The organism is uncultured Peptoniphilus sp. (assembly GCF_946998875.1).
Lineage (GTDB): Bacteria > Bacillota > Clostridia > Tissierellales > Peptoniphilaceae > Peptoniphilus_A.
Genome location: NZ_CAMQAY010000001.1, coordinates 43,007 through 67,589, shown reverse-complemented (window position 1 = coordinate 67,589; position 24,583 = coordinate 43,007). Strand labels below are relative to the sequence as shown.

Annotated in this window: 10 protein-coding genes; 1 reads left to right on the top strand and 9 read right to left on the bottom strand. The window is 36.7% G+C overall.

All coding sequences use genetic code 11. The features are described from left to right. Window positions 1–60: 60 nt before the first annotated feature. The 5 genes from Q0U74_RS00265 to Q0U74_RS00245 all read right to left on the bottom strand — a co-directional run bounded on the left by Q0U74_RS00265 (window position 61) and on the right by Q0U74_RS00245 (window position 19,465). Window positions 61–258, bottom strand: a complete 198-nt coding sequence (locus Q0U74_RS00265; protein ID WP_297391807.1) for a hypothetical protein — start codon at window positions 256–258, stop codon at window positions 61–63. Continuing rightward, window positions 248–14,587 (bottom strand): SpaA isopeptide-forming pilin-related protein, encoded by a 14,340-nt coding sequence (locus Q0U74_RS00260; RefSeq protein WP_297391805.1) that lies wholly within the window; start codon window positions 14,585–14,587, stop codon window positions 248–250. Before Q0U74_RS00260 ends, Q0U74_RS00265 begins: the two co-directional genes overlap by 11 nt. 870 nt (window positions 14,588–15,457) lie before the next feature. After that, the gene (locus Q0U74_RS00255) at window positions 15,458–16,711 is read right to left on the bottom strand and encodes an ABC transporter permease (RefSeq protein ID WP_297391802.1); all 1,254 of its coding nucleotides are present in this window, start codon (window positions 16,709–16,711) and stop codon (window positions 15,458–15,460) included. Then, entirely contained in the window at window positions 16,711–17,394 is a 684-nt protein-coding gene (locus Q0U74_RS00250; protein ID WP_297391800.1) for an ABC transporter ATP-binding protein, read from the bottom strand. Before Q0U74_RS00250 ends, Q0U74_RS00255 begins: the two co-directional genes overlap by 1 nt. Further along, a complete protein-coding gene (locus Q0U74_RS00245) occupies window positions 17,384–19,465 on the bottom strand; it encodes an efflux RND transporter periplasmic adaptor subunit (protein ID WP_297391797.1) in 2,082 nt (693 codons plus the stop codon). Before Q0U74_RS00245 ends, Q0U74_RS00250 begins: the two co-directional genes overlap by 11 nt. A 176-nt stretch (window positions 19,466–19,641) precedes the next feature. On the opposite strand from Q0U74_RS00245, the gene Q0U74_RS00240 reads away from it, so the two are divergent. Beyond that, window positions 19,642–20,943, top strand: a complete 1,302-nt coding sequence (locus tag Q0U74_RS00240) for a Na+/H+ antiporter NhaC family protein (RefSeq protein WP_297391794.1) — start codon at window positions 19,642–19,644, stop codon at window positions 20,941–20,943. A 118-nt stretch (window positions 20,944–21,061) separates the two neighbouring features. Here Q0U74_RS00240 and Q0U74_RS00235 read toward each other — a convergent pair whose 3' ends face one another. The 4 genes from Q0U74_RS00235 to Q0U74_RS00220 are packed head-to-tail and all read right to left on the bottom strand — an operon-like array spanning window position 21,062 to window position 24,533. Next, window positions 21,062–21,706, bottom strand: a complete 645-nt coding sequence (locus Q0U74_RS00235) for an ABC transporter permease (RefSeq protein WP_297391792.1) — start codon at window positions 21,704–21,706, stop codon at window positions 21,062–21,064. Beyond that, a complete protein-coding gene (locus tag Q0U74_RS00230; RefSeq protein ID WP_297391790.1) occupies window positions 21,699–22,685 on the bottom strand; it encodes an osmoprotectant ABC transporter substrate-binding protein in 987 nt (328 codons plus the stop codon). Before Q0U74_RS00230 ends, Q0U74_RS00235 begins: the two co-directional genes overlap by 8 nt. Continuing rightward, entirely contained in the window at window positions 22,682–23,320 is a 639-nt protein-coding gene (locus tag Q0U74_RS00225; RefSeq protein WP_297391788.1) for an ABC transporter permease, read from the bottom strand. Before Q0U74_RS00225 ends, Q0U74_RS00230 begins: the two co-directional genes overlap by 4 nt. Then, window positions 23,313–24,533: an ABC transporter ATP-binding protein gene (locus Q0U74_RS00220; RefSeq protein WP_297391786.1), complete on the bottom strand. Its 1,221-nt coding sequence runs from the start codon at window positions 24,531–24,533 to the stop codon at window positions 23,313–23,315. The genes Q0U74_RS00225 and Q0U74_RS00220 overlap by 8 nt, the downstream gene beginning before the upstream one ends. Window positions 24,534–24,583 lie beyond the last annotated feature (50 nt).

The window sequence follows — 24,583 nt, the reverse complement described above, 5'->3', positions numbered from 1 at the left end:
ATCATCATTAAATATTATTTGCTCCACTAAGGAGGGTGCCTCTTCTTGTCTTTAATGGAATTAATCATAAGAGCAACACCTTCTCTCACTTGCCTCTTGGCAATTTATCATAAGAGCCTTGCCCTCATAGATTTTAAAATCATTATAGATAAGATGATTTACCTTGTCCCTATAAGCTTTCGTCATAGGAGAACTTATGTTGTCATAGTCACTACTCGCCATTAGAGGATTACTTTTAACCTTATAACTAATCATCATAAGAAGTCCTCCTCTTTCTGCTGTAAACATAAGCCGCAGCAGTCATGAGTATCAAACCACTAATAGTAAAGATTAAAGTACCCATACCACCAGTGTGCGGATATTCCGCCTTACGGTTTTCCACTACTATTGGAGTTTTTGAGTCTATATAAGCTCCCTTGCCTTCTGAGAAATTCTTTAGGTCTACAGTGTAGGTTATATCATCGTAGGTTGTTCGATCACTTACCATTTCAACCTTAAAGTTAGCAGGGTTGTCATCGGTAAATGTTCCTGTGACTTCAATTACTAAGGCATCTGTTAGGTCAATATTTGTAGTCCAGTTTTGATGTGCTATCTTATATAATTCTCTTAAATTATGTTTATATAAGATATTGCCTGAGTTATCTGTTGAGCCAAATTCTGAATAATCATTAGCTGTCAATTTATCTATTGATTTATCTTTCGCTAAAACAGCTGTCTTAACACTATCTATTGTCACATTTTTATTAAGAGGATCATTTGTTGATCTTATATAAAATTGAGTGTCATAAGGATCCATATTGAAGTTGTGGCCAGGGTTTACTATTAGTCTTTGCTTAAATGTCTTATTTGTCTTGTCAACTTCTAAGACTTGACCTGTTATTAATCCCTTTGCTCCCTTTGTAAAGGATGCCTTTGATGGATCTTTTTCAAATACTTGAAGCTTTCCTTTGTCAAGTTTGAACTCTTTGATATATCCTGGGAATTTACCATATTCTGCTGGTGCCTTAGTTTCTTCAAGAGCGTAGTAACCGTCTTTTGTAACTTCTAATTTGAACTTACCATCTTTATCAGAGGTTACAGTCATTGGAACTTCTGTTTCTTTATTGTTTACAGTTTTCTTAATCTTAATAGTTTCATACTTGCCATCTGCTTTTTCTTTGTATTGAACCTCAAAGACTGCACCTTTTAGCTTCTTGGTATCATCATCAGCATCTACCTTTTCAAACTCAATAGGCTTGTTGTTTACAATCTCAATTGGAACTGTTCCGTCAACTTCTTCAAAGATTTTATCGGTTTTACCGTCTTCTTTTGTTATTGTGACTTGTCTATAAATCTTTCCAGAATCATCTACCTTGAAGTAGACAACTGCCTCTGTAGGTTTGATATATCCTTCAGGACTTGTAGTTTCAACGACTTTGTAGTAGCCTTTTGCAAGTTTGTCATAGGCAACAAGGCCATCCTTATCAACAGCTTTTGCATTTCCTATAGGAGTCCAATCAGCATTTGGATTTTCTGCTGTACCACCATTCTTGAAAAGTGAGAAGTAAGCGGCATCTTTTACATTGCCTTTTTTGTCTTTTACTGGTTTACCATCTGCATCTAATTCAGGTTTAATTACATTGCCATAAGGGTCTACCTTCTTGAACTGAATCTTGTTAGCTGGGTTAATTGCACTTATTGTTAAATTTGCAGATGCTGTATTTGTATTGTCAAAGGCATAAATCGCATCCCACCTATTTACGGTAGGCGCAATAGCTGTTCCAGACACTGTATCATAGTATCTTCCCCATGAATCATATCTGTCATATGAATAATCATAGGTACTATATAAACCAGATACACCCTTATAAGATAGAACTTGCTTTTCAGTTCCAGTTGCTTTCATTTTACCAGTAACTTTTATTATCATTGAACCTCTAGGTCCAAGATTACCTATATTGTAAGTCTTTTCTTCATTTGCTGTAACATTTTCAGGAGATGTACCACCGCTTCTGACTAGGTTAGAATCAGCTTCATTTACAGCAAAGGACTCTGGCATAGATTGGTTGATATAGTAATCACTGTTATACTTTAACTTGTAGTAAGTCAATTGTAAATCATCAACAGCTACATTTGGAGTATATGTGAAATACTGGTCTTTTGCATTGTAATATTTATCTCTATTTACATAGAAGTAGTGAACAAATTCGCCTGTTTTGGTGTTATACTGTGTAATCTTTGATGCTAGGCTGACTGTGGCATTGTCGTAGGATCTCTCAATTGTGTCAACAACATATTTGATATTTATGTCGTGATTTATTGAAGAATTACCAACGCTTAATCCAACTTTAGCATTTGGATCAGAGTTTCTTACCTTGGCTAGGCTAATGTGAGCAGCTAATTTGTTTTCAAAGTTCAACAACTTATATTGGTCAGCGTATTTTGTGAATGTGTAAGTTATTGTTCCTGCTTCTTTGTTATAGTCTGCCTTGGCAACAGTACCAACTCCATCGGCAAATAGGTCTAAGTTGGTAGCGCCATCTGTTCTAACACCTTCTAGGTCAATGTTGTCAGTAAGTTTTAATACGAAGTAGTCTCCAGGTTTTATCTTAATATTTGGGTCAAGTTTAAATTCGTTGTCAAATTCTAAACTTTGTCCAACGTGAGGTCTGATTACATTATTTCCTTCAGATCCTGTTTTCTTTTGGTCTTCTGCATTTGGTCTAACAACTTTAAGGTCCGATCTACTCATTGTAATCTTACTTGTCAAGTCTTGACCTGTCTTTGCTATATCACCGGCATATGGGTCTAGGTCTTTACCACCAACTGTGAAGTGCCATATTTGACCAGTATTTACGTGCCCAGATGGGTTTTCAACTTCTTTTAGTTCGTAGTTACCAATTGGTAGACCATCTATTACAAGAATACCTTTTTCATTTACAGTTCCGCTATATTTAGCGTCAGCTAGAGGCTTTCCATCTTTGTCTTTCTTACCACTTGTTCTAATAGCATCAAACTTTGCTCCAGCTACTAATTGACCACCGGAATCTCTTGTTCCAGCTAAAGCATTTCCATTTTCGTCAAGCTTCTTAATAGTAACCTTACCCTTACCAGGTGTTTCATTTAGAATCTTACCCATGTTCTTAGCAGTTGCTGCTGTTACATAGTCCACTAGAGCTCCACCTGATGATCCTGCATGGCCATATTCTGCTACATAGCCGCCTTCCTTGTATTCAAGTGAGATATAACCTTGGGCTCCTGAAATAATTCTACCCATTGGTTTCTTAGTTTCTGGGTCTAAATAGTTAGCTTCTTTTAGTGGGATTTCTTTTGGATTTCCCTTATCATCCTTAACCTTACTTAAGATTAGGCAAGTCTCAATGTCAAATTTTTCATCATTAACAAGTGTGCTAAAGTCATAGACTGTATTAGTAGGGTCGCCTTTGATTTTTGCCTTTGCTGTATTAAGAGCTATTTCCTCTTCATTATAAGGGTCTACTATTGTCAAATCTACCAAATTAACTTCTTTTTTAGTATTTGGATTAATAATCTTTCCAGATCTTGTGTCAATTTGTTTGATTGTAAACTCTAGAAGTGGTCCCTCAATAGGTTTATAACCTTGAGGAGGTGTAACTTCAAGAAGTCTATAACGACCTGGTTCTAGTCTTCTAAAACCAAAGTAACCGTTGAAGGCTGATGCTACATAGGACTCATCACGGTCATACCAGAAGGAACCTTCCCTCTTTTGTAGCTTAAATACTGCACCTTCAAGTCTGTTTTTATTAAAGTCTTCTTCTGTACCGTCAGTTTTTAATTTGGCGTGCTTAGAGAAGGTGATGTTGTAAGTTTCATCTTCGTTAGTTATTGTCATTCCTTCTTGAGGCACTGTCTTTATTACATCTGAAGAATACAAGTCTTTGATGTTAGCCTTAGTTTTTGATGTTTGGATTGGAGTAGTATTAGCTTTGTTATTTGGATTTTCTTTGTCAGATGCTAAAACAATTCTACCTGCATCGTAATATTTGCCTGAAATTGTTGCACCCTTTCTTAACCAAACATCATATTTTTCATTGTCAGAGTTACCATAGAACCATGTTTTTGCTGCTGCTTCACCATATAATTTTGAATAGTATTTATAAAGAGCTTCCATACCTTGTTGGTAGGCTGCATCTCTCTTTATTTGATTGCCGTTTTCGTCTACACCAATATCGCTGTCATACTTCCAGCCTAGTTGTCCATTTTCATAGGTCCTTTGGGCAAAGATTCTTTCTCCGCCATAGAAATCTACCTTTAATTCGATTTCACCAAGGTCTTTGATGTTGTCATCGTAGAAACCTTCGATATCTATGAAGTAAACTCCATCTTTATCTAGGTTGATTTGGTCTTCGTCAAAGCCCCAGTCAAATGGTCTCCACCTTGCAGTGTTAACTACTGACACGTTGGACTTTCTTAAGTCGTAATCCTTTAGGATGTCATCTATATTTGGACTTGCTCCTGGATTTGAAATCTTATAAGTTGTCCTGTAGGCAGTCTTTACACCACCCTTAGTTGTTACTGGAGGTTTTGCAGGTGTATCCTTTTCTTCTCTCTTAGTAGTAGGAGTGATTTGGACGTTGACCTTGCCATTGTAGCCTCTAGTATCTATATAGATCCTTTGGATGAAGGTCTTATTGACAGGGTCAATATTCTTAATTATTGATTTGTATTTAATTGTATCATTTGTACTAGTATTGTCTCCTGCCTTTGCTCCCTCAGATGATAGGAATGAAGTGCCTGTGTGCTTAGGACTGCTTTGAGTTATAACAAGTTGTCCACCTTTTTCTTTTACTTCAAGTTTCCAAGGAGCAGCTGGCTTCTTGTAACCTGCTGGAGATTTAGTTTCTGTCAACAAGTATTTGCCAGGTTTTAGTCTAACAGGATTATTATTTTCGTCTAAGAACCTTACATTACCGTCTTTACCAGATTCTGCTGTAACTACTTTGAAAGTTCCGTCATCTTGAGTGTAGTCATCGTTTGTCTTTTTAAGTTCAAACTTTGCACCAATAAGGGCTGAATTATCAGCGTTCTTTTTAAAGATCTTAAGTTCGATACCAGTTTGCTTGTTTGTGATTTGTGCAAACTTACCTTCTGGGATTTCAACTTCTCCATCAGAAGGAATTGATGTTCCATCAGAAACAAAGCTTGCAGATACAGTTACTGCAGAATTTGGCATTGTAAACTGATTATTTGTAACTGTAATAGGATTGCCGCTTGCATCAGTAACTTTGTATGAATCAAATTTAAATCCTTCATTAGGCTTTGGAGTTAATGTAACTACTTCATTTGGTTTTGCAGTTACCTTATCTGTGTTTACATAACCATTTTCTGTGTCGGCTATTTTTACTTCAAAGGCTCCTTGTGGGATCGGATCAATTACAGTGAAAACTGTAACAGCTGTTGCTGGCATTATGAAGTAACCAGTTCTTGGTCCAGTTTTTACAAAGTTAACAGGTTGACCTTTTGAAGTTCTTACCCCAATTCTCTTTAGAGCATGGTTAGAACTGTTCATACTTACGCTTACATCTACTCTTTCGCCTTCTTCAGCTTGATTTGCAAGACCTTTTTCTGGTGTGACTGTAACAGTTCTTAAAGGATCACCATCAATACCTACAAAGTACTTATCTTTTTGTATAGTTACAGGTTTAAAGAATGCTTTTAAGTCAACATCTTTATCTGGCATTGTAAAGCTAGGGTCGTCTTTATAAAGTGTTGTTATTGGTTTTCCAGCTTTATCTTGAACTTCGATTTTTTCAAGTTCATAGCCACTATCAGGTTTTACTGTAATTGTTACCTTATCTCCTACTTTTGCAGAAGCAGGTGCTGTTATAGAACCATTATCTGCGGGAACAACATTTATACTTTGTAATTTATCTTTCCAGATAGCCTTAACACTTGTATCTGCATTAACAGTAATAGATGCTTCTGGTTGATATTCTGTTCCATTTACATCCCAAGCTTTAAATTCTTTGTCGGCTGGCGGAGTAAATCCACAAGCAGGCAATACATAAGTTTTACCTTTTTCAACAGGTTGGTCTGCCATAGAACCAGATCCACCGTTATTGTTAAAGGAAACTGTCACTGTTTCAGCAGGTTTGTCCTTCCAAGTTGCATAAACCATTGAATCTCCAGTTACTGTTATTTTGTCACCTGGATCGTAATAGTTATCAATATACCACCAAGCACTAAATATTTTGTTTGGAGGGGGCGTAAACTTATTTTGAGGCAAAGTATAGTTGTTGTAATAGCCTAGCTTAACTTCAAATGGTCCCATGGATCCTGAACCACCCCATGGATTAAAGCTGATTAAGGCTTTAGTTGTATCCCTTACAAATGTAGCAGTTACGTTAAGATCCTGAGTTCCCATATTCAACTTAGCTTCATTGCCAACTACTTTATTTGTATAATCCCAACCATTTATTGATAGGTTATTTAATTTATATCCAAGGTCAGGGTTTATAGTCAATATAAACTCTTCACCAGATACTGCTGAAGGTTTATTACTTGTAACCTTACCATTTTGGATATTAGAATCAATAGTAATGTTGTATGCTTGAATTTTCCTAAATGTTGCTCTTACATTTACATTTCCTTCTGGCATTTTAAAACTGTAGACTGAAAGTCTTGGATTGTACTCGCTATAACCATTGATTATGATATCGTCAAGCTCATATCCTGGATTAGGTTGAGGAGTAATTTTAACTTGCTCTCCAACTTTTATACCAGTAGTTTTGCCTTCTTGACCTCCAACTTCCACTTTAAGACTACCATTGTTATCTGTAGATGTAGTTATCGAATAGGTTTGTTCTTGAATCTTATCATTAACCTTTGCTTCTTTTGAATACGAGTCAGCTGCCCAAGTCTTATATTCTTTAGTTCCCCATGGACCGCTTGGTGCTGTATCATATTGATAATCAGCTCCTAAACCTATTGTCTTGTCAGCAGCATAAGGTGTTTCAACTTCTACCAATATTGTTTTCCCTGCTGGAAGAGTTGCTTTAACTCTCATAGGTTTGCCTGATGGTATAAATTGAGTTGGACTTATATTAGTAATTAGTTTTTTACCAGTTATATTATCTAGTGTAGATCCAGCATTAACTTCATAGAAATTTATTGTTGAAATAATGTTTCTTGGTCCATTATTTAATCTAAACTCATTATTAGACTCAGGTTGTCTGTGAATCTCAACTAAACCACTAAAGTTTACACCACTCTTTGGTTTAAACAAGAATTGTTGTTTGAACCTATCTGTGTCTTTATTGATTTCGGTTACTTTAGTTTCCATATAAGAATTATTATGTGCGATTGAATTATCTCTACCTGTAGAAGCATTAGGATCAACATCTTCCCAACCTCCAGCTCTTACTGGTCCTGGAACTATTGGGTCAGAAATTTCTAATCCTGAGTTTGTTCCTAGTGTAAAGTCTCTGTTATAAGCCACCATTGCAACTTCACCGAAGGTCATTCCATCAGCTAATTGGTTTTCAAGATTATTTTGTCCATATATTGAACTTATCTTTTGTCTTATTGCATCTTGATTTATTTCTGCTTGAGACTTAACTAAAGATTTTCCATTTGTTTCTAGACCTTCACCATATTGTGATGCTCTTAAGGTTTGCATTTGTTTTGCTAATCTAAGATTTAAAACTGGCTTTTCTTCAGTAGAGTTAGGATCTCCAACTGATAGGATTGTGTTTTCTTCAGCTGGTCCGCTTAAAAGTTCAGCAGATCTTGCAGCTGTTCCTCCTTGATTACTTGTGTTTGTAGGTTTAGCAACTACTTTGATGAAAACTTGACCATCGTCTGTTATCCTAACTGACCAGTCATTGGTTGCTATTTCATAGCCTGGAGCTGCCTTAGTTTCTTCTAACTTATAGGTTCCTGGTTTTAGCTTGTCGAAAGATATCATTCCGTTAGAACCTGTTGTCATAAATCTTCCATCTTTACTTATGCCTGGACCTGTTAGTTTAAATTCTGCTCCCTTTATAGCTTGTGCAATGTTATCTTCTTTAACTTTCTTTAATTTGAATCCAAAAGTTTTTTCTACATTGGTTACATCTAGGGAGTTATCAGATATATAAGATCCTTGGATACCTGTAGATTGTTCTTTTACAGGACCAGTTTCTTTTATAATGTTAACTCTTTCGTAGAAGTCAGACTTCCAATAGGTTACGCCATTTTCTTCCCAGTCCATTCCTGTACCAACTCCACCAGTGGCTTCTTTGTAAGGAACTTTAATATCCACAACTATTGGCTTGTCTGTAGCTGGGAAGTCTAGGCTTAATCTATCTGGTTCTCCATACCTACCTGGAACTGTCTTTGCAGAGCCCTTAACAGAATCTGTTATGTTTTCTGCTCCGTACTCAGCAAGTCTGATATCAGATATTGAACCTGTGATAGCTTTGTTAAGTTTAAATACTTGATAATCTGTACCAGCTTTAGCTTTTCCGTCGTACCAATCCATATTTGTGTATTCAGTTTTTTCTCTGTGGATTGTACCATTTGTTGCATCAATGCTGTTAGCTTCTGGGTTTAAGACATATCTTTGAATTACATAATTATCTTTTGTATTTATAGCAACTATTCTTGTTCCCATCTTAAATGGCCTTGGATATTTGCCTGTCCAGTCAGTAGCTCTATTGTCATTTAAGTTCCAGCCGTCTAGGCTTCTACCCGCTACGTCAACCCAATTAACATTGTCTTTTTCTAGGATTGAATTTAGGTTAGGTTTATTCGGGTCAGCTTTATCTCTATGGTTATAGACTTTCTTCTTGCCATCAGCATCAATTACAAGAACCCATTTTTTATCGAGTTTTTTGTAACCTGTTGGGGCTTCAGTTTCTTTTATAACATAAGTCTTATTTCTTTCTAAAGCAGGTGTAAATGTTACAACACCTTTTTCATCAGACGTTCCGCTTGCAACTTCATTTGTCTCGTCTTTATCCATTATTACAAACTTAGCACCTTGGAGTGGTGTACCGTCAGATTTTTTCTTATAAACTTTGAATTCTTCTCCAATAGGCTTATTAGTTACAGGTATTTCTATTGTGTCTTTACCTGTAAGCTCTGCACCAGATCCACCAATTTCTCTTATAACTACATTTCCATCGTCATAGACAACAACTTGCCATCTTCTATTTGACTTGATGAATTTGTCTGGAGCTTGGACTTCTTCAAGAGTATATATGCCTGGCTCTAGGTTGTTAAATTCAACTAGGCCATCAGCACCACTATATCTTTTAATAGTTGCTGTACCCTCTGTGTCCCTAAGTTCAAATATAGCACCAGCTAAATCAGTATTGTCAGCTTCACTTGTCTTTTTAATTTTAAAGAATCCTGGTGTGTATTTTTTATTTATAAGTTTAATCTTTTGTGAGTAGAAAGTAGGAATTTCTTTTCCTGTTTCTGAACCCAATGCCCAGTTGTAGTTACCCTTTTGGTAAGAACCTGTGTGTCTACTTCCATTGGATAGGTAGTAACCTGACCATAGGTCTTTGAATCTCTGTTCGTCTGTAACCTTAAAGGTTTGAACGATTACATAACCTTCTCTGCCTGATACTCTAGGTACTTGGATTTCTAGAGGGTGCCTTTCGTGACCATAGTCTAGAAGACCTTCATGGGATTTTAGATATTCAGGTCTATAGGTAACCCTAACATCTCCGCCAGATTCTGAGAATCCTACTTGAGGATTTACATTTGATTTTGAATAAACTCTAGAGTAGTTGGAAGTATCTTGCTCTGGTCTAATACCATAGGATAGAGGCATTAATTCTTGTTTTCTTGTTTGATCTCCATATACCTTGTAGACTTCTAAGTCTTCGAATCCAAAGGCTGGATATCCATCTGCTCTATAGTGTTCCAAACCTGGTCTAGGCTTTCTCATTGAAAGCCAGTCAAGTCTGATTGTCCTTTGTCCACTAGACATATTTGTTGGGTTGTAATAAGAAACTGCTTTCATGTAGATTTCTCCATCATCACCCTTATATATATCTGTGATGTATTCACTTGTTAGCGGTCCGTCTCCGCCTTGGGAGTCATAAGAATAATAGTCAGTCTTTATTTTTACTGGCAATATCTTATTAGTACTTGTAGTTGTTTGCTTATTCGGATAAGTTACGGCAGGAGTCATGTCTTTAACATCAGGATCGTCTGGGTCTACCACTATCTTGAAGTCATAACCATTAGTCTTGTCTGTTTGAGTAGCATAGTACTTGTCTGGAATGATACCTACTATGTTGATTGATGCGTTTACGTTAGATGCATCATTTTCAAATACATAGGTTAAAAGATTTGTGTCATAGTTAAAGTATGGTTTTGCTATTAGATTTCCATCACCATCTTTTAAGTCAGGTATTTCATAGACATATCTCTTGAAGTCAAGGTTTCTGTCAAATTGGATTTTAAACTTGCCACCCTTAACAGCGTTAGCAATATTATAAGTACCGCTATACCTGTAGGATTCTATACCATAGGCTTCCCAAACTCCTTCAGTCCATCCAAGACGACCATCATCTGGTTGATTTTGCTTTTCTTGAAGGGTCATGGATTGATTAACTACTGAAGCTTCTGTCTTTCCAGTATCTTGACCGATTTCTACGTCTTCTATGATATAGTCAATACCATTTATAGGTGTACCGTTTCCATCTTTAAATTTAGCCTTGTAGGTTACCTTGCCATCATCTGTTACAGTTGCTTCAAATATAACATTGGACCTTTTGTAACCTTGAGGTGCTTTCTTTTCTTCTATAATATACTTGCCTGGTGCTTGCTTGCCAAAGGATGCAAGACCTTTAGTCTTTGAGTCATTAGAAGCTTGAACATCTATTATAGGATTATTATCGGCATCTTTTAATGTAAATGTTGCACCAGATAGTCCATCTACTCCATTTTCATCAACCTTAGTAACTTCAATATCTGCTTTTGGAAATTCTTCGTTAGTAATATTTAGTGTTACGCCATCATTTGTAGAATTTGTTTGTGTAGAGTCTGATGATTTTGTTGATAAGCCAATTGTTTCTTGAATTTTTGCTTCGTTTGCAACACTTTGGTTATCTGTCAACCAGTCATAGGTTACCGCACTTGTATTAGTTGCACCTGTTGCCTTAACTTTTACTAGAAATCCCCAGTCATTGTTAAATCTTGCTGTTGGGAATTTTACTTGATAGCCAGTTTTTCCTGTGAATGGATCTTTGACATCAGCTTTACCTGTAATGTCGTTTTCTACTCCTTTGTTTTGTAAGTCTGTTCCAGTTATACTGCTAGCAGTTTGATTTTCCATAGCAGTAGCTACTTCTGATCTAGTCTTGTATCCTTTATAGCTAGTGTTAGGTGCTACGTCGATAACTTGGACTTCTGTAATTTGTCCACCACCTGCTAGGTTAAGGTCTAATCTTGTATCTTTATTTGTACTTCCGTCAGTTCCATTTGCTTCTGGTTTTAGGTAGATGTAAAATTCTACATTTCCATTTTCGTCAATGCTACCATAGTGCATTGCATTCATATAGGATGGATAAGATGGATAGTAATTGTGTCTTGCAGTAACAGTTGCAATTTTACCACCTTGCATAGAGATGTTATTGCCTTCTACTGATACCTTTCCATCATTAGATACAGTGATTTGTTTTGCAGTTTGATCTAATTTGTATCCTGCTGGAGCAGTGTTTTCTATAAGAGTGTAAGTGCCTGGACTAACATTTTTAAAACTTGCTTGTCCATTAGCATCTGTCTCAAGACTTATAGTTTCCCTTGGACTTTGTAAAGTAAATTTCGCTCCAGAAAGTTTCTTAGTAGGGTCCTTGCTATCAGTTTTTATAATTGTAAAGTCAGAGTCTTTTTCATCAGTAGATTCTGTTAATACGTTATAAATATGATAAGCACCATCTTGTAGTGAATGATAGTTGTATTTTTCCTTGTAGGAATAAGTTTTTCCATCAATAGTTGGTCCCTTAGGGAAAGTTTGAACTATATTTGGAGTAATCTTAGTTTCTGAACCATCAGATCCAATTGCCCATGTTTTGACAGCTGGAAGATCGAATTCTCTATCGGTTTTACCAGTTTGGCCTTCGCTAACTGTGATTGGACTTGCTAAGGTATTTCCATTAGCATCTTTAACTTCTATGGTTTGTTCTGGCATCTTTCCATTGCTATCTATACCAGACCAAGTTTGTTTTATTTTTATAGGTTGGTATTTGTTGATATTTACACCAGATAGTGAATAGCCTGCTTCTGATTCTGTTATATCTGTATTAAATTCATAGACTGCAATTCTACCAGGAAGTTGTTGACCTGATGGGTTAGCTTCCTTGTCAGGAATTCCGTTAATATCTATGCTTCCATCTGTGCCAGGGTTTTCAGTTTTTATAACCATCTTTCCAGTGGATTTATCAAGACCATAAACAGCCATCTTGGAAGATGATAAAGTTTGATCTCCTGTCAATTCTCTCTTAGCAATTGGTAGCCCCTTATTTTTATCCTCTGTAGACACTTGGTCTGTTACAGTCCATTTGGCTGTGGTATCAGATGAAAATTCACCTAGGATTGTTGTCCTGTTGTTAATACCAGCACGCTTAGAAGTTGTATCTTCCATATAAGACTTGTTATCAGCTGCGTCATAGATTAATCTTACTGCTCCAGTTTTTTGCATCTTATTAAGAGCAACTGATAGGTCTAGGGCATATTTTTCTTGAGGGTTGGTTATCTTTGTTTCAAATGTATAACGAACCTCTCTTGTAGAGTCTTGTAGAGTATGGTTTTTAGATGCTACTATACCAAGCTTACCTTCAATTTCATTTGTTGATAAGCCATCTTCTTGAGTCCTTAACTCCCTACCATTTAAAAGTAGGTTGCTAAAGTCTCCTAGGCCAGATCCTTTAACAGTAGTTGCATTGGAAGATAGTCCTAGGTCTTTCAAGTCTTTTGTTGATGTAAATGTAACATACCAATTTATTGCTACAAGTTTTCCATCTTTTACAACTGGAGTTCCGTGAGCATCCATGAAAACTTTGTAGTCACTACCTGGTTCTACTATTTGTAGGACTTCGTGGCCATCTGGTTCAGTTATTCCATTTACAATGTCCCCGTTATTGTTAACTATTACTTCCGGTAGTTTTACAGGTCTCACTACACCTAGTCCAGAAATAGAGTTATTGATAGGGTGAGTATCCTTGTTTTCATCTAGTTTATTTATCTTATCTACGTTGTAATCAACATCAATGGCTAGAGGAATTTGTAGGTTTTTAGCTATTGGATTTTTAACTGTATATTTAATTGTATTTGTGCCTTCAAAATACTCTGGAGTTGCTAAAACTGTTCCATCGTGTACTATATTTGGAAGAGTTGTTCCAGATTTTACGGTAAGTCTAGGATCTAGTTTGATTTCAAAGAATTGTCCTGGTTGAATAGGACCAGTTATAGTTGAGGTATCAAGTCTAGTCCTAATTGTGAACTTCTTATCGCCAAGAGTCATAGGGCTTGCTCCAACAGGGTTTGTCATAAACATATTAGGTCTGAAGTTTCCTTCCCTATCTCTTTTTATAAGTTCTTGGATGGCCTCGTCGTTGTCTCCCATTAGTTTGGCTTGGTCTTCTCTTGACAAGTCGTACTTGTCTTCAAAGCTGATAAGTAAGGCTTGGATTTCTTCTAAGCTGTTCTTTTCATCTGCAAGAGCTTTCTTTAGTTCTTTGTCTGCTCTTTGTAGGTCTGTAAGTCCAAGGCCCTCTTTTATTTTTTCTAGTAGACCTTTTTCTTGTTCTTCTTCTGTATTTTCTTTATCTTCTAATTTATTTGAATTTTCCTTGTTTAGACTAAGTGCTGATTTTTCATCTTTTTTAATATTTTCGACTTTTACGTCGATTTTTATATCTCTAAGACCTGGCGTTGTAATTATAAGTTCGCTAGATCCAAAGAGTCCTTCTTTTATTTCCTTATTTACGATTATATTTTTGTCCTTTAGTATATCATCGTAAGTTAAGGTTTTTTTATTGCCTTTAAAGTCTTCGACTTCGATTAGAAGTCCTTGGCAGTCAAGCTTGCCGTCCTTGTAGATTGCTTTTATTCTGTTTACAACTCTCCAAGCTTTGTAGCCAGGTTTTTCTATTTCACTAGTTCCTAGGTTTAGGTTTTCACTAGCCTTAGCATTTTGTTCTGCTTTCTTTGCCCTTTCTACTGCTTGATTAAGTTTATCTTCTGCTTTTTGTTCTCTTTGTCTGCCTGCTTCAATCATTGTGTTGTCAACTTTATTTTGTGCTGCAGGGCTTTCTTTTTCTGGTGTTTCAATTATTGTTGATGATTCTTTTTGCCTTGCTGGTGCCTCTTGAAGCTTATTTATTTCTTTGTTGGGTTCTGCTTTTTTGGCAGGAACTGAAAACAATTCATCATCAAGGGGTTCTTTTTTAGGCTTGGCCTCTGGTACTAGTATAGATTTACTGTCCACCCTTGGTTCGCTCATTATTGAGTTATGGTTTTCCTCTCCATCGAGAAGTGATCTTGCTGATACAGCAACTGGACTAAACACTTCTAAAACCATTAATACAGCCAATAAAAGGCTCATGATTCTTTTCGATATGTTATTCATAATTACTCTCCTATCTCAATCAGTCTTTGTCTATACTAGGATTTTATCTATTCTCTAGTAAACTTATATCTATTTTAATACAATAATAATAAAGTATCAATACTTTTTTTAAAAATTTATCCTTTTCCTTGGCTTAATTCTCACATTTTTGTGAATTTATTTTGCAGCTAATTCTTTTATTATATATTAATTTATATTATGTACACTTTTTTACTTACTGACATTACTGTAAATTAGCGATTGTGCATATTTTAACATCTATAAATTATAATACTTAAATTTTCACGGTACTTTATTTTGTATTTTATTTATACAATTTTAATTTCAAAGAATCTATGGATTCTCAATTTGATGCTATTATCTTGTTATTATATTAAAGAAGTATTGTTGTTTTTCTCCCCTATATTTTTATTCTTTTAATTTAAAATTATAATTTTTTTGATTTTTTCTCTCATTTTTGTATTAAATTCATATTACTTTTCTTTTTTTATGTTTCAGGTCTGCTATTAAAATTTAATACAGCTTTAATATTAGTCTCTCTTTGTAATACTTCTTTAAAATTTCTTGTAAAAATTTTTTTGCAATTTTTTTGCCACTCTTCTATTTAATATTATTTATCAATTTCTATGCAAAAACTTCCGTCACTTTTCTCTATTAATTTTTTTATTTTTTCAACACACAATATGTAGGTATATAATAGAAGAAATTTGCAATATGTACTATCACCTAAAAAAACACTATATAATAGAAGAAACTTGCAAAATTTTTTGGATTTTTTAAAAATTTTCATAATTTTTGCAAATTTTTTACAAAAAAAAGATGCAAGTTTTTTCGCTTTTAAGCTTACCTGCATCTAAAACTTTTTTTATTTTATTCGTATCTCAAGGCTTCTATTGGGTCCATTTTTGCTGCCTTATTGGCTGGGTAATAGCCGAAGAAAATTCCTATTAGCATGGAGAAGCCCACTGCCACAATTATGGCGCCAAGGGAAGGAAGCGTCCTTGCCTTTAGGATGCTGGACCCGATTATTCCTATAATGGTTCCAAGACCTATGCCGAAGATTCCTCCGATTATGCAAATTATTATGGATTCTATAATAAATTGCTTTCGTATATCTCCACGAGTTGCCCCCAGTGCCTTTCTTATGCCAATTTCCTTTGTCCTCTCTGTTACTGATACTAGAAGGATATTCATTACCCCAATGCCACCTACTAAGAGGGAGATGGCTGCTATGGCTCCTATGGCTATTTGGATTGAGCCCATGGCGCTATTCATCTGTGAAATTTGGCTTTTTGCTGAATAATAGTCTACTTCTGCTCTAGGGTTGTCGGCGTAAAATTTTGCGTTTAATTCGTCACTTATTGCCTTAGCATCTTCTTCTATCCTGTCGGGGTTTTTTAGGGTCATGGTTACATCGTAGTAAACTGTTCTGGGTTCACTTAAAAGTTCTCTGTCGCCTGTGGTCCTTGGGATGTAAAGTGTGGAGTTTGCTCCGTTTAGAGATTGACCCATGACGGACATTTCTTCGTACTCATAGACACCAATAATCGTTGCAACTATTAGCTTGCCGTTGACTTCAATTTTTGCCTCTCTGCCCAAGACTTCTGGTGCCGTCACTTTATAGACCTTTTCTAAAACTTTGTCTGATATTACTGCCACGGACTTGCCACGACTTACATCTTCGTCATTTAAAAATCTGCCGGCAATCATTTTTAGCTTGAAGATATTTTTTTCGCCAGGGGATGTTGATGTTATGGCGACAGCTTCTTTGTTTCTTCCTTCTTTTACATGGCCCTGTCCGCTTGCTCCCTGGTAGATGAGTTCCTCTATTCTCCTGCCCTTTTGAGCCTCTAAATATTTTAATATGTCCTCTGTAAAGTAATCACTTTCACTTAATTCACCGCCGTCATAATCTGCGTTTTTTGGTCTTACATAGAATTGGACTGCTGTGTTGGCTATGGAGTCAAAGGCCTTGTTTACTGATTTTGTCAGTGAGTCACCTATGGTTGTGATGCCTATTACTGAGCCTATGCCTATTATTATGCCAAGCATGGTCAAAAAAGATCTTAATTTATTTGATTTTAGTCCTTCCAAGGAGAGTTTTATTGTTTCTAATAGGTCCATTAAATCTCCTCCAAGTTTCCGTCAGTCATTTTGTAAATCCTAGTGGCTTCTTCTGCTAGTTCAAGGTTGTGAGTGATGACTATTATGGTCCTCTTCTCCACTTCGTTTAGCTTGTGGAATAAGTCCATGACAGTCCTACCTGTCTTGGAGTCCAGGGCTCCTGTTGGCTCGTCTGCCAAGATTATGTCAGGATCATTTGCCATGGCTCTTGCTATTGCCACCCTCTGCTTTTGTCCTCCAGATAATTGGTTGGGAAGGTGGTCCATTCTGTCCTTCATGTCAACTATTTCAAGGAGCCTTTCTGCCCTTTCTGTCCTCTCTTTTTTGGAGACTCCTGCATAGGTCATGGGGAGTTCTACATTTTTTAGGGCATTGGACCTGGGTATGAGGTTGAAGTTTTGGAAGACAAAGCCAATTTTTTTGGAGCGGTAAGCTGAAAGTTCGCTGTCCTTTAGGGATGAAATGTCAACTTTATTTAGCTCGTAAGAGCCAGATGTCTGCCTATCTAAGAGACCGATGATATTCATGAGAGTGGACTTGCCTGAGCCTGACTGTCCCACTACAGAGACAAATTCGCCCTCATTGACATCAAAGTCTATGCCGTGAAGAATTTCTAGTTCATTTTCCTTGCCTATGTTAAAGGATTTTTTGATGCCCTCCATTTTTATCAGCTTATTTTTCATCTTTTTCTCCAGCTTTTTTATCTGTAAGGTCTGCATCAACTACTTTTACTAGGCTTCCCTCACCATAGCCACCAGATGCGGCAAGGACTTTGTCATTTTCCTTTAAGTCCTTAGATTTTATGGCAGTTTCCGCGTCATTGGAAAGTCCCAGGCTCACTTCAACTTTTTCGATTTGGTAAGAGTCCTTGCCCATATCCTTTAGGGCTAGGACATAATTTTTGCCATCTCTTTCAAAGACTGCATCTGTTGGCACTTTGAAGGTGTTCTTTTCTTCGCTCATGATGTATTTTACTCTAAGGCTCATGCCTGGTGCTAGTTTATTTTCTTGTCCCTCATCTAATTCAATTGTTGTCTTGTAGAGAACTTCGCCAGTTTTATTTTCGGCAGAGGCTGCCATTGGCACTGGATCTATGGAAATTACCCTGCCCTTATAGGTCTCGCCTATGGCTGAATCTGATGTGATTTCCACAAGTGTTCCCACTGCAACTGAATTTTTGTCGTACTCTTTTACTTGTGATTCGATCCTCAAGGTGTCAATGGTTTCGATTTTTGCCACTGGTCCTGCTGGTGCTTGTCCAAGCTTGGCATTTACTTCTGTAACTGTGCCGTCAGCTGGTGTCTTTATCAGTGATTTTTCCAATTCTTCTGTCAAATTTTCGATTTCCACCTTGTCTAAGTTGTTGGCGCCTGCCCTTGCCGTCTTTAAGTTGTCAGATAGGCCAGAAATTTCATTTGCCACTTGAGTCTTTGTGGATTCAAGATTTTTCTTGGCGCTTTCGTAATTGTCCCTGGCAGTTTCAAGGTTTTGTGCCAGCGTCTTTAATTCATCGTCACGAGCTTTTTGTGATTTTATGGCTTTGTCGGCATCAGAGGATAGGTCCTCCTTGGCTTTTTTCACTTCAAGCCTTGCAGAGTCCACTTGTTTTCCTTGAGCTTCTAATTCTTTTTCTAGGGCATCGGCTTCTGATGTGAATTTTTGCTGGTCAGCCTTGGCAGATGCAAGGTCTTCTGAAATTCTATTTACTTCAATTTCTACTTCGTTTTGTGTCCTTGTAAGTCTATTGATATTTTCATTGGCTGATTTTTTTATTTCCTCAAAGTTTATTGCTTCTATATCTTTTTTATTTTGTAAAATTTTTGCCTTGTTTTTAGCAATTTTATTTTGATCTTTATCGACACCTTTTGCTTCTTCTTCTTGTATTTCCGCATCAAGTCCAATATTTTCAGATTGTAAACTTGTAACTTTTCCCTGAGCCTCAGCCAGTCTTCCTTGTTCTTCCTTAATAGAAATTCCAAGTTCAGTTAATCTTCTCTTCTCATTTTCAAGTGCATTTTGTAGATAGTCCTCTTGCCTTGACTTTTCTGCTGCAAGAGCTCTGTTGTCGGCAATTTTATTTGCATTTTTATTCATGTCATCTTGCAGCTGTCTATATTTTAAGTCCGTTGCCTCTTCTTGGTATGCAAGATTTTCTCTTGCACTCTTTTCTGCAACCATGCCTTGGTTGTAGGCTTCATTAAGACTTCTCCTGAAGTCGTCATAGGATTTTTGTGCCGCAAGGTATTGGTCCATGGCTTGAGTAAGTGAAGTTTCAGCTGCAACTATGGCTGGATTTTTGCCAGATTCACGACCAGAAATTGCCTCATTAAGTCTTTTTTTGGCAGCAGAAATTTGTGCAGAAAGGTTTTTATCTGTGGCAGACTTTTGTGCCCTTCTTGACTTTAATTGCTGCTCTATGGAAGATGAGTCAAGCTGAGCAATAACATCGCCCTTCTTCACCACATCGCCAACTTTTATATTTATGCCAGTGACAGGAAGTGGCTTTTCTGCAAAAACTTCCACAGAGTTTGAAGGCACAACCTTGCCCTTTTCTGTCACAGAATTAGTTACGCTGCCTTTTTTCAGTGTAACCACTTGGTTGGAAGAAATTGTCTCTTTCTCTTTGCCACTAAGCTTCCCTGAAATTATTTTAAAAATCAAAAATCCAAGCGCTATTAATAAAAGTAGTGCAAGAATTTTTGTAATTTTGTTCTTGAAAATAAAGTTTTTTGTCCTAATGTATAAATTCTTCATAATTACCTCCGAAGTCAATTATATAGTAATTTACTTTGCCTTTGCAATAGTTATAAACTGCACATTTCTTAAATTTCTATTAAGAATAAGTGAAAAATCCCTTAGCCAATTACCTTAATTGTAAAATATTTTATATAAAGTTATAGTTAAGATATAATGTAGTAGAGGTGATTACCATGGAGATGGCTGTCTTAATATTATTTATGCTAATTTTGTTCCTGGCAATAATTTTTAAAGTCCCAATAGCCTTGGCTCTTTTTATAAATTTAATAGTCCTTGCACTTTATGCCTACAAGAAAAATTTTAGCATTAGAAAAATTTTAAATATGATTTACACTGGCATAAGAGATACAAAAACTATACTCCTTGTGTTTTCTCTCATCGGCATGATAACTGGCATCTGGCGACTATCTGGCACTATCGCCTACATAATTTATCATGGGACAGGCCTCATCGCACCTAAGTTTTTTTATGTGGGAATCTTTATTTTTAACTCTGCCATTTCCTTTTTAACAGGAACAAGTTTTGGCACAGCGTCAACTGCTGGCATAATTTCCATGTCCATATCAAATGCCATGGGCTTTAGTCCAGTAGTTAGCGGCGGGGCAATTTTGTCAGGCTGTTTCTTTGGTGACAGGTCCTCTCCCATGTCTACATCGGCACTACTTGTGGCGACTCTCACAAAGACTGATTTATATAAAAATTTAAAAAATATGTTTAGGACTTGCATAATTCCCTTTGCCCTAACAATAATAACTTATCAAATCTTTAACCTTGGCATTGACGCAAGGGTCGACAAGGAGAGCATAAACCTAATAAAAGAAATATTTAACTTCAATATATTGTTGATTATCCCCACACTTTCCATCATATTGCTGTCAATTTTTAAGGTGAACTTGAAAATAAATATGGTGATTTCCATTGTAATATCTATAATTTTTGCCGCAGTATTTCAAAATAAGGGGGCAGGCGAAATTTTTAAGGCACTGATCTTTGGCTTTCACATAGATTCTGAGGCAGGTAAGCTTATAAATGGCGGCGGCCTTGTTTCCATGCTAAAGATGCTTTTAATCGTGGGTATATCCTCTGGCTACTTTGGATTTTTTAAGGAGACAGACCTATTAGTTGGCGTGAAAAAAATTATAAAAAATTTATTTTCAAAGCTTCCCGATATGGTTGTCATGTCACTTATGTCTACGCTAGTTTCAGTTTTTTCATCCAACCAAACCCTTACCATAATGCTCACTTATGAAATGGCTCGTGAAAGCTATGGTGATAGCGAAAAGTTGGCGCTGGACATGGAAAACTCAGCAGTTATGACTCCCTCCTATATACCTTGGAATATAGCAGGCAGGACACCCCTAGAGATGGTTGGCGCACCAGTTGTATCCCTATACTTTTCCTTCTACCACCACTATATAGTCCTAGTTAACGCTCTAGCTTCTGTTATTGAGTTTAGGAAAAGTAAAAAGAATTAAGTTAAGAACTTGTAAATTTGAAAAAAATAACATTTTAAAAAGTTTAAAAAATAAAATTTTTGGCAAAGAAAAACTCAGGCACTGTCATGTACCTGAGTTATTTTTATTTTCTTAAATTTTAAATCTTTGTAAAGGTTCTTGGTGTGAGTTTATTTTCTATTATTCCCAGTAGAAAGTCTGCCAAGACTGCCATTAAGGCTGTTGGAATTGCGCCTGCTATTATTATTGGGCTGCCATTTGCTACTGTTATTCCTCTCGTTATGATGTCTCCTAGTCCGCCTGCTCCTATGAAGGTTCCCACTGCTGTCACTCCTATGGCAAGGACTAGGGCGTTTCTTATGCCACCCATTATTATTGATATGGCAAGGGGCAGTTCCACCTTAGTCATTAGCTGAAGCTTGGTCATGCCCATGCCTGTTGCTGCGTCAACGAGTTCTGGTGTCACTGAATTTATGCCTGATACCGTGTTTTTTAAGATTGGAAGGATGGCGTATAAAAAAACGGCAAAGACAACTGTGTTTGGTCCTGTTCCTATTAAAAACATGAGAATGGCAAGCATGGCAAGGGAAGGTATTGTCTGCATTACATTGGCAATGCTAATGGTAAGTCTTGATAGTTTTCTCCTTCTTGCCACAAAAAATCCAAGGGGAATTGCTACTATTGATGCAAATAAAACTCCGTATATGGAAATGAGAAAGTGTCTTAGAAACTGCTCAAAGACATAAGACGCATTTTGTGCATAGTAAATTATTACATCAGACATTTTTTCCTCCTTCCACAAATTCTTTGTATTCTTTTATTTTATTTTTGTCAACTTTTAGGTCTTCAAAATAATTATTCTTCTTCAAAAAGTTTTCTGCCACCTTTGCTGGCATTTCTAAGTCTTCATCGGCTTGTCTGTTTAATTCCTGCATTGTTTCTGATGGGATTTGTCCCACAAGTCTCATGATTGCCTCTTCTACTTCTGGATACTTTTCTACTATGGCCTTTGATGATACTGGTGAGCAGTCGTAAGGTGGGAAAAGCCTTCTGTCGTCTTCTAGGACTACTAAGTCGTAGGATGAAATTTTGCCGTCTGTGGAATAGCCAAGGACCACATCCATTTCTCCGCTGGCAAGGGCTGTATAGACAAGTCCTATGTCCATGGGGTAGATTGTCTTAAATTTAAAGCCATAAATTTCTTGGAAGGCCTTGTAGCCATCGCCCTCTCTTTTTATCCAAGCTGTGTCCACGCCTACGCTTACTTTGTCCTTTATTTTTTCAAGGTCTGATACCTTCTTTAAATTGTTTTCTTCTGCAAATTTTTTTGTAACCATAAAGGCATAGGTGTTGTCAAAGCCAAAGGATGGATACCAATATCTCTGCCATCTCTTATAATATTCCTTCATTACAACTTCTTCTGCCTTCTTGGGATCCTTTATGGGCTCCATGCCAAGCTCACCACTTAAGGCTGTGCCTGTGTACATGCCGCCTACCACGTTGACATCGCCCTTTAACATAGCTATGTGGTTTAGGACTGATGATGATAGGTTTGTTATTAGTGAAACTTTAAGGTCTGTGTGGTGCTCAATCATTTGCTTTACTATTTCACCTAATATTTGCCTTTCTGTATTTGAGCCTGTGGCTACAACTACATTGGTCTTGGTGTTTCCTCCTATTCCTGGAAGGGTGCAAGATGTTAAAAGCATTGGTAGCATTATAAAAATTAAAATTATTTTTTTTATTTTATTTAATTTTTTCATTGCGCCACCCCACTTGTCTTGTTAGGTGAAAGTTTGTCTTCAAGTATGCCAAAGAAGAAGTCCACTATTATTGCCATTAGGGTAACTGGAATTGTTCCCCAGACAACCATTGGCATTATGGCATTGGTAAGTCCGTTAAAGATGAAGTCACCAAGTCCACCTGCTCCAACATAGGCTGCAAGTGTTGTCCAGGCAAGGACATAAATGGCAGAAAGTCTAATTCCACTCATGATAACTGGCATAGCCATAGGTATTTGCACTTTTAATAAAATTTGTGACCTGGTCATGCCCATGCCCTTTGCCGCATCTATTAGTTTGTCATTTACTCCTGCTATGCCAAGATAGGTGTTCCTCAAAATTGGAAGTAGGGAGTAGATAAAAAGTGAAACTATGGCTGGCTTTTTGCCCACGCCAAAAATTGGAATCATGAGGGCAAGTAGGGCAAAGGAAGGCACAGTTTGTAGGACTGATGCTATTGCCATTACAATTCTTGCTAGAGTCTTTGAGCGTGTCAAAAATATGCCAAGGGGCACTGCTATTAAAACTCCAAAAAAGAGTGAAATTGAGGCAATAAAAAGATGCTCCAAGGACTTTGACAGAATCTCCTGGCTATTAGTCATTAAGAAATTAAGCATTATCTTCACCTATCTTCTTAGAGGATTCTCCCGATGCATCCTTCATAAGTTTAGATAAATTGTCATCTTCATAAATTTCTTCAACTTCATCTTCCTCTTCATTTTCCCAAAGGTTTGTGTAGATTGTGTCAACTACTGAGGCTCTAGTTACTAGTCCTACTAGTTTATTTTCAGAGTCAACTACGGGAAGATTTTTTATGTCCAAATTATAAATGTCACGAATGGCATTCATTATCACTGTATTTTCTCTTATGGCATATACTTTTTCCATAACTTCATCAAGAGACTTGATTTTTTTGCCAAATCGTCCAATGTCAAACATGCCCACTGCTCCAAGTAGATGATTTTCTTCGTCTGTTACAAAAATTGTGTCTACTCTCTTCTTTCTCATGAGGGCAAGGGCATCATAAGTTGACCTATCTTTTGTAAGGGAAACTGGATCCTTAAGCATAATAGTTTCTACAGTTCTATAAGATGTCTTGGCTTCGTTTAACTTTTCTTCCCCAAGCATGTCTTCCACATACTTGCTCTTTGGATTTTTCAAAATATTTTCTGGTGTGTCAAATTGTTCTACATGACCCTTTTTCATAATTACAATTCTATCTGCAAGAGTAAGTGCCTCGTCCATGTCATGAGAGACAAAAACTATGGTTTTTCCCATTTCTTTTTGTAGTCTCTTTACAAGTTTTTGTAAGGCATCTCTCGTTATTGGGTCAAGGGCACCAAAGGGTTCGTCCATTAAAATTATGTCTTGGTCTGCTGCAAGAGCTCTTATTACACCAATTCTTTGTTGTTGTCCTCCAGATAATTCTGAAGGATATTTATCTAAGTAAGATAGTGGAAGGTCCACTTTTTCAATTAAGTTTTCTGCAATAGGTCTTAGTTTGTCTTCGTCCCACTTCAAAAGTCTTGGGACAAGGACAATATTGTCATAGACAGTCATATGTGGCAAAAGCCCAATTTGTTGAATTACATAGCCAATTTGCCTTCTAAGATCAACGGGGTCCATATCCTTAATGCTTACGCCATTTATTAGTATATCTCCACTAGTTATATCATTCATCCTGTTGATCATTCTCATGCAAGTAGTCTTGCCCGATCCACTGGCTCCAATAAAACATATAAATTCTCCATCTTTAAATTTTAAATTTATGTTTTCAGCTGCAACCTGATTGCCGGGATAGATTTTACTGACATTTTTAAATTCTATCATTACAATCTCTCCTTTTCTCAGTCTTTTTTTATTATACCCCAAAAAGAAAT